Origin of the sequence: uncultured Cetobacterium sp., from assembly GCF_947039425.1 — a bacterium.
Lineage (GTDB): Bacteria > Fusobacteriota > Fusobacteriia > Fusobacteriales > Fusobacteriaceae > Cetobacterium_A.
Genome location: NZ_CAMQYW010000062.1, coordinates 1 through 8178, shown reverse-complemented (window position 1 = coordinate 8178; position 8178 = coordinate 1). Strand labels below are relative to the sequence as shown.

The window sequence follows — 8178 nt, the reverse complement described above, 5'->3', positions numbered from 1 at the left end:
TGAGAAAAATCTATGTTCTAGATACAAATGTTTTAATACATGACCCAAGAAGTATCTATAGTTTTCAAGATAATGAAGTTGTAGTTCCAATTTTTGTTATTGAGGAGATTGACCATTTAAAAAGAAATACTACAACAGCTATTCAAGCAAGAACAGCAGCGAGAGTTATTGATAGTATAAGAAAAAAAGGGTGTATAGCAAAGGGAGTAGAAATAGAGCATGGTATTTTTTTTAGAGTGGAAATTCAAAATGATGTGGAACTTTTACCAACAACTTTAAAAAGAGATGTTGTTGATAATTTGATAATATCAGCAACTCTTGGAATTAAAAAGAATAATCCTAATATGAAAGTTGTTATGATAACTAAGGATATTAATATGAGAATTAAAGCTGATGCTCTAGGTCTTGAGGTTCAAGATTATGAAACAGATAAAATAGAGTATAAAAGTTTAGATGATGGTCATATTGAAATGGAGGTAAGTTCTGAAATATATAATAAATTTAATAAAAGCGGAAAGATAAATGTATGGGAACTAGAAGGGGAACATCATTTAACTGAAAATATATTTGTTAAGTTTAAAAATGGAGAGGAAAGTACTTATGGAAGATATAACAGTGGAAAAATAAGAAGGAATCTTCATGGGAATATAGAAGCTTGGGGAGCTCGTGCTAGAAATGATGAGCAAGAGTATGCAATGGAACTTTTAATGGATGAAAGTATAAAAGTTGTAAGTTTAGTTGGAAAGGCTGGAACAGGAAAAACTCTTTTAGCTATAGCAGCTGGACTTGAGCAAGTTGTTGAAAGAGGGCTATATAAAAAACTTTTAATAGCTAGACCAATTGTTCCTATGGGAAAAGATTTAGGTTATCTTCCTGGGTCTGAAGAGGAGAAATTAAAGCCTTGGATGCAACCTATTTTTGACAATATAGATTTTTTAGCTGACTCTAAGGGAGAAAAAACAGGTGAAAAAGTAATTTTAGGACTTCAAACTATGGGACTTTTAAAAATAGAAGCCTTAACTTATATTAGAGGAAGAAGTATTCCTCATGGATTTATAATTATAGATGAAGCTCAAAATTTAACTCCTCTTGAAATAAAAACAATAATAACAAGAGCGGGAGAAAATACAAAAATAGTTTTAACAGGAGACCCAGACCAAATAGATAGTCCATACTTAGATGCTGATACTAATGGACTTACATATATGGCTGATAAGCTGAAAAATGAGGCTATAGTGGGACATGTAACACTTAAAAAAGGTGAACGTTCAGCACTGGCAGAACTAGCTGCAAAACTTCTATAATTTTTTCTTTGATTTTAGGAATATATATATTATAATATTACGTAAGTAGTAGGAGACTAAAGCGGGGAGGAAATAAAATGATAGAAACACTATTAACAGTATGTTTATTTATATTTGCATTGACGCTAATAATCTTAGTATTGATTCAACCAGATAGAAGTCATGGAATGTCAGGAAGCATGGGTATGGGGTCAACAAACACAGTATTTGGAGTATCTAAAGATGGTGGACCACTTGCTAAGGCAACTGAAGTAGTAGCATTCTTATTTATAGTTTCAGCACTTCTTCTGTATCTAGTAAAATAACAAAAGAATTAAAGGCGTGTTGGGGGTCATTACACAATGCGCTTTTTTATTTTTTAAGGTAGGTTATATAAAATGAAAAGTATATTTAGTGGAAATTTTGAAGATGTAAAACCTCTATCTACAAGAATGAGACCTACAAACTTTAGTGATTTTCAAGGACAAGAAAAACTTTTAGGAAAAAATGGAGTTCTCAGAAAAATAATAGAGGGTAAAAATATGTCAAATATGATATTATATGGACCTTCAGGTTGTGGAAAAAGTTCTCTTGGTGAGATTATTTCAAGGGAGTTAGATTATAACTTTGAAACTTTAAATGCAACAATTGCATCACTTAGTGATTTGAGAAACATAGTGGAAAAAGCAAAAACCAGTGTGGAACTATATGGAAAGAAAACTATTCTATTTTTAGATGAAATACATAGGTTTAATAAGAATCAGCAGGATGCACTTCTTTCATATACAGAGTCTGGGATAATAATTTTAGTTGGAGCTACAACAGAAAATCCTTATCACAATCTCAATAATGCTCTTATTTCAAGATGTTTAATTTTTGAATTTAAAGCTTTAACTAGAGAAAATATAAAGTCAATAGTTTTAAAAGGTGAAGAGTACTTAAATATAACACTGCCTAAGGAAGTGAGAGAGGTTGTTTTAGATATTGCTCAAGGAGACAGTAGAGTTGCACTAAACTATTTGGAATTATATAAAAATAGTTGCCAAGAGTATAGTGAAAATGAGATAATAGATTTATTTCGTGAGAGAAAAGCATCTTATCACAAGGCTGAGGATAAATATAATTTAATATCAGCTATGATAAAAAGTATTAGAGGGAGTGATCCTGATGCTGCTGTTTACTGGCTTGGAAGACTTTTAAGTGGTGGAGAGGACCCAAGATATGTTGCTAGAAGAATAGTGATTCATGCTAGTGAGGATATTGGGATGGCTAATCCTGAAGCTATGTTAATAGCTAATAGTGCTATGAATGCCAGTGAAAAAATAGGAATGCCTGAAGTGAGAATTATTTTAGCTCAAGCTGTAATATATCTTGCTATATCTAGTAAGAGTAACTCTAGTTATATGGCAATAAATAATGCTATGGCAGATATTGAAAATGGCGATATGGAGGAAGTTCCAACACATTTAAAAGATAATGGAAGAGGATATAAATATCCACATGAATATAAAAATAATTTTGTGGATCAAAAGTACAGAAGTAAGGAAAAACAGTACTATATTCCTGGAAATAATAGAAATGAAAAATTAATTGAAGAAAAATTACAAAAACTATGGAAATTATAATAGATGAGGTGTAGAATATGAAACTGATAAAGGCAGTTAGAGGAACGAAAGATATTTTCGGTGACGATGGTATTAAGTTCGATTATATAACAAGAACAGCACAAGAGTTTTTTACAAACTATGGGTATACAATGATAAAAACTCCAATATTTGAAGAGACTAGTCTTTTTAAAAGAGGAGTAGGAGAGGGAACTGATATAGTTGAAAAGGAGATGTATACTTTCCAAGATAGAGGAGAGAGAAGTCTTACTTTAAGACCAGAAGGAACAGCAGCAGTTGTTAGATGTTACCTTGAAAATAAAATTTATGCTAAAGAGGATGTATCAAGATTTTTCTATGCTGGGTCAATGTTTAGATATGAGAGACCTCAAGCTGGAAGACAAAGAGAGTTTAACCAAATTGGTGTTGAAGTTTTAGGAGAGAGTTCTCCAATATTAGATGCTGAAGTAATTGCAATGGGATTCTCATTTTTAGATAAAATAGGTGTTAGTGACCTTGAAGTAACAATAAACTCTGTTGGAGAAAAGGAGAGTAGAGAGAAGTATAGAGAGACTCTTTTAAACTTCTTAGAACCAATGAAAGAGGAGCTTTGCGACGATTGTAGAATGAGAATGGAGAAAAATCCACTTAGAGTTTTAGATTGTAAAGTTGAAAAATGTAAAGAGTTAACAAAGGATGCTCCAATTATAACTGAATCATTAAGTGAAGATGAAGTTAATCACTATGAAACAGTAAAAAAATATTTAACAATTTTCGGAGTTAAATATAAAGAGGACCCAAGACTTGTAAGAGGACTTGACTACTACTCAAGTACAGTATTTGAAATTGTAACTAATAAGTTGGGATCTCAAGGAACAGTACTTGCAGGTGGAAGATATGATAACCTTTTAAAACAGCTTGGGGATAAAGATATTCCTGCTTTTGGATTTGCTGCAGGAGTGGAAAGAGTTATGATGCTTTTGGGAGATGATTTTCCTAAGAGAGAGTTAGATGTATATGTTGCTTGGTTAGGAGAGGATACTAAGGACTTTGCATTTAAAGTTGCAAATGATTTAAGAGTTGATGGAAAATCAGTAGTAATAGATTATAATGCTAAGGCTATGAAAGGTCATATGAAAAAAGCTGACAAAGCTGGAGCTAAAAATGTTATTATAATTGGTGAAGAGGAAATGGCAAAGGGAGTTGTAGTTGTTAAGGACTTTATCAATAGAACTCAAGAAGAAGTAACAGTGGATAGTTTAAAAAATATATTAAAGTAGATATATTTAACAATAAAGGATTAAAAGGAGAGGGATTATGACTTATTATAGAACTCATAATTTAGGCGAACTAAGAAGTTCAAATATTGGTGAAACAGTAACTTTATCAGGATGGGTAGACACAAAAAGAGATTTAGGTGGACTAACTTTTGTTGACTTAAGAGATAGAGAGGGAAAAACTCAAATAGTTTTTCATACAGATGTAGCAGATGCTTCTGTTGTTGAAAGTGCACAAAAATTAAAAAATGAATCAGTTATTAAAGTAACTGGTGTAGTAAGAGAGAGACACAGTAAAAATGCTAATATCCCCACTGGAGATATTGAAATATTTGCAACTGAGTTAGAGATGTTAAACGCTTGTGACGTTTTACCTTTCCAAATTACTGGAGAAGAAAATGTAAGTGAAAATATGAGATTAAAGTACAGATACTTAGATCTAAGAAGACCTAAGATGACTAGAAATTTAAAAATGAGACATAAAATGATTATGTCTATTAGAAATTATATGGATGAGCAAGGTTTCTTAGATGTGGATACTCCTGTACTTACAAAATCAACTCCAGAAGGAGCAAGAGACTTCTTAGTTCCAAGTAGAACTAACCCAGGAGATTTCTATGCTTTACCACAATCACCACAACTATTTAAGCAGTTACTTATGATTGCTGGAGTAGAAAAGTATTTCCAAATTGCAAAATGTTTTAGAGATGAGGACTTAAGAGCAGATAGACAACCTGAGTTTACTCAACTTGATATTGAAATGTCATTTATTGAACAAAAAGATATTATGAATGAGATAGAAGGACTTGCAAAAAGAGTATTTAAAAATGTAACAGGAGAATCAGCTGATTATATATTCCCAAGAATGGAGTATGCTGAAGCTATGGAAAGATTCGGTTCAGATAAACCAGACGTTAGATTTGGTGTTGAGTTAAAAGATTTAACTGATATAATGGCTAACTGTGGATTTAAAGGATTTAAAGGAGCTGTTGAAGCTGGAGGAATAGTTAAAGCAGTAGTTGCACCAGGTGTAGCTGAGCAGTTCTCAAGAAAAGTATTAGGTGAGTATGAAGATTACGCTAAAGTTTACTTTGGAGCTAAAGGAATGGCTTACATTAAAGTAACTGAAGAGGGAATTAACTCTCCAATTGCTAAATTCTTTACTGAAGAAGAGATGAAAGCTATTGTTGAAAGAACTGGAGCACAAGTTGGAGACGTTATAATGATAGTTGCTGATAGAGCTAAAGTTGTTTATGGAGCTTTAGGTGCTATTAGATTAAGATTAGGAAAAGAACTTGGACTTATTAATAATGATGAGTTTAAATTCCTATGGATTGTTGACTTCCCAATGTTTGAATATGATGATGAAGAGCAAAGATATAAGGCTCAACACCACCCGTTCACATCTATAAAAGAGGAAGATATGGATATGTTCTTAGCTGGAGAGATGGACGCTGTTAGAACTAACTCATATGACCTTGTATTAAATGGATCTGAAATTGGTGGAGGAAGTATTAGAATATTCAATCCTGAAATTCAAAAAATTGTATTTGAAAAATTAGGATTAACACCTGAACAAGCTAAAGAGAAATTTGGATTCTTTGTTGACGCTTTCAAATTTGGAGCACCACCTCATGGAGGACTTGCTTTTGGAATTGATAGATGGTTAATGGTTATGTTAAAAGAAACTTCAATAAGAGACGTAATTCCATTCCCTAAAACAAATAAAGGACAATGTTTAATGACAGAAGCTCCAAACAAAGTGGACATTGATCAACTAGAAGAACTTTATTTAGAGACAACATATAATCCAGATATGGACTAAATATATAATATATAGAGATATTTTAATTGAAAAAAAAATAGAGAAGTGATATAATTCTTATATGGAATAAAAGTACTGATCTATTCGCTATTATCTGGAGGTTTTGGGCCTAAGGTCGCTAAGGGGACTGGCGCTGTTACGCATAAATCAGATAAGTCACGGAAACCCTTAGTTTCACGGACCCTGTATATGATGTAATATCTGGTTACCACTTATAAGTATTGGCGACCAAAACTGTAAGGAAGGCGGTAGATCGGTCTTATTCTTGTTAGGACTTACGAGTCCTTTTTTTTATATCGTGATAAAAGGAGAGCTATGTTAACAATAGAAAAGCAAATAGAAAAGATATTATCAGAAACTGTAAAAGCAGTATATGGGGATAAAGAGTTAAAACCTGTTGAAATAACAGTGGCAACAAATGAGAAGTTTGGAGATTTTCAATGTAACTTTGCAATGATGAACTCTAAAATAATTGGAGGAAATCCAAGAGCTATTGCAGAAAATATAGTAAATAACATTGTTGCTAATGATGTAATAGAGAAAATAGAGATAGCAGGACCAGGATTTTTAAACATTTTCTTAAAAGATGCCTTTTTAGGAGAATTAGTTAAGAAGATAACTAAAGAGAGTTACCAGTATGACGGTCTAAACTTAGATGGAGATGTAATAATTGATTACTCTTCACCAAACATTGCAAAAAGAATGCACATAGGTCACTTAAGATCAACAATAATAGGAGACTCTATAAAAAGAATATATAGATTCTTAGGATACAATGTAGTTGCAGATAACCACATTGGAGACTGGGGAACTCAGTTTGGAAAACTTATAATAGGATATAGAAAATGGTTAAATGAGGATGCATACAAGGCAAATGCCATTGAAGAACTTGAAAGAGTATATGTTGAGTTTACAAATCAAAGTGCAGATCACCCAGAGTTAGAGGATCAAGCTAGAGAAGAACTTAAAAAACTTCAAAGTGGAGATGAAGAAAACTATAGATTGTGGCAAGAGTTTATTAAAGTATCTTTAGAAGAGTACAATAAACTTTACACAAGAATGGGAATAGACTTTGATACTTACTATGGAGAGTCTTTCTATCATGATTTAATGCCAGGTGTTTTAGCTGAACTTGAAGAGAAGAAAATAGCTATTGAAGATCAAGGAGCAAAAGTAGTATTTTTCCCTGAGGAAGAGAAACTTAATCCATGTATAGTTCAAAAGAAAGATGGAGCATTCCTTTATGCAACTTCTGATATAGCTACAGTAAAATATAGACTTGATAACTATAATGTAAATAAATTAATATATGTTACTGATGAGAGACAACAAGATCACTTTAAGCAGTTCTTTAGAATTACAGATATGCTTGGATGGGAAGTTGAAAAGCAACATGTATGGTTTGGAATTATGAGATTTGCTGATGGAGTATTCTCAACTAGAAAGGGAAATGTAATTAGACTTGTGGACCTTTTAGATGAGGGTAAAAATAGAGCTTATGAAATAGTAAATGAGAAAAATCCTGACCTTTCAGAAGAGGAAAAAAATACCATTGCTGAAATAGTTGGAACAGGAGCTATAAAATATGCTGATCTATCTCAAAATAGACAAACTGCAGTAATATTTGAATGGGATAAAATACTAAGTTTTGAAGGAAATACAGCACCTTACTTACAATACTCATATGCTAGAATTAAATCAATTTTAAGAAAGGCAACTGAGCAAGGTAAAGAGGTAAATGAAGAGGCTACAGTTATATTTAAAGATAAAGCTGAAAGAGCTCTTGCACATCACTTAACACAGTTCCCAACAGTTGTGTTAAAGGCAGCAGAAAGTTGTAGACCTAACTTAATTGCAGATTACCTATTTGAGTTATCTAAGAAATTTAATAGTTTCTATAATGCTTGTCCAATACTAAATCAAGAGGATGAAATATTATATTCTAGACTTTTATTAGCTGAAAGAACAGCAGCTATGTTAAAAGAGGGTCTTGGAATTTTAGGAATTCAAACACTTGAAAGAATGTAGTAAAAATAAAAACCTTGGAGTTATTTTCCAAGGTTTTTTTGTATCATGTCTATAAAATATTTATGAACTTTTAACTCCTTTGTAAGTTCTGGATGAAAAGATATAGCTAACATATTTCCCTCTCTTACTCCTACAATATTTCCATTAACAGTTGCTAAAAC

6 protein-coding genes and 1 pseudogene are annotated in these 8178 nt (G+C 32.1%); 6 read left to right on the top strand and 1 reads right to left on the bottom strand.

The window, feature by feature from the left end; translation table 11 throughout:
* The 6 genes from Q0V09_RS05070 to argS form a co-directional block, all read left to right on the top strand.
* Positions 1-1304, top strand: a 1304-nt coding sequence (locus Q0V09_RS05070; protein WP_297487466.1) for a PhoH family protein, incomplete at its 5' end; no start/stop codon positions are given.
* An 80-nt stretch (positions 1305-1384) separates the two neighbouring features.
* Entirely contained in the window at positions 1385-1609 is a 225-nt protein-coding gene (gene secG / locus Q0V09_RS05065) for a preprotein translocase subunit SecG (protein ID WP_297404587.1), read from the top strand.
* A 72-nt stretch (positions 1610-1681) separates the two neighbouring features.
* Positions 1682-2908, top strand: coding sequence for a replication-associated recombination protein A (locus Q0V09_RS05060; protein ID WP_297404565.1), 1227 nt, complete (start codon positions 1682-1684; stop codon positions 2906-2908).
* 17 nt (positions 2909-2925) lie between these two features.
* A complete protein-coding gene (gene hisS / locus Q0V09_RS05055) occupies positions 2926-4167 on the top strand; it encodes a histidine--tRNA ligase (protein WP_297404564.1) in 1242 nt (413 codons plus the stop codon).
* A 37-nt stretch (positions 4168-4204) separates the two neighbouring features.
* The gene (aspS, locus tag Q0V09_RS05050) at positions 4205-5989 is read left to right on the top strand and encodes an aspartate--tRNA ligase (RefSeq protein WP_297487464.1); all 1785 of its coding nucleotides are present in this window, start codon (positions 4205-4207) and stop codon (positions 5987-5989) included.
* A 315-nt stretch (positions 5990-6304) separates the two neighbouring features.
* Positions 6305-8017, top strand: a complete 1713-nt coding sequence (gene argS, locus Q0V09_RS05045) for an arginine--tRNA ligase (protein WP_297404559.1) — start codon at positions 6305-6307, stop codon at positions 8015-8017.
* 20 nt (positions 8018-8037) lie between these two features.
* On the opposite strand, the pseudogene Q0V09_RS05040 reads toward argS, so the two are convergent.
* Positions 8038-8178 (bottom strand): annotated as a pseudogene (locus Q0V09_RS05040) (pyridoxal 5'-phosphate synthase glutaminase subunit PdxT); the annotation flags it as partial.